1 protein-coding gene is annotated in these 306 nt (G+C 47.4%); it reads left to right on the top strand.

Going from position 1 to position 306, the window contains the following annotated elements; translation table 11 throughout:
* Positions 1–306, top strand: a 306-nt coding sequence (locus AB4507_RS19220) for a VCBS domain-containing protein (RefSeq protein WP_372183124.1), incomplete at both ends; no start/stop codon positions are given.

Genomic DNA, 306 nt, shown 5'->3' with positions numbered 1-306 from the left:
CGCTAACCAGTATCGACGTCGATAATCCAGATAACGCATTCACACCGGATTCGATTACTGGCACCAATGGCGACCTGACTATTGATGCCAATGGCCATTGGACATTCACCGCCAACAGCGCATTTAATCAATTAAACGTCGGCGATAAAGTAGAAGAAACCTTCACTGTCACTTCCGTTGATGGCACACCTTCGACCATTAAAGTCACGATTAACGGTACTAACGACACCGCTACTGTCAGCAGTGCGACCGTCGCTATCGATGAAACTGACAAAGCGGTAACGACATCAGGAACATTAACCAGCA

Source organism: Vibrio sp. 10N.222.54.A3, assembly GCF_041474095.1.
In the GTDB taxonomy this organism is placed as follows: domain Bacteria; phylum Pseudomonadota; class Gammaproteobacteria; order Enterobacterales; family Vibrionaceae; genus Vibrio; species Vibrio crassostreae_C.
The sequence above is the reverse complement of the archived record's forward strand: the minus strand, read 5'-3'. Positions and strand labels throughout refer to the sequence as shown.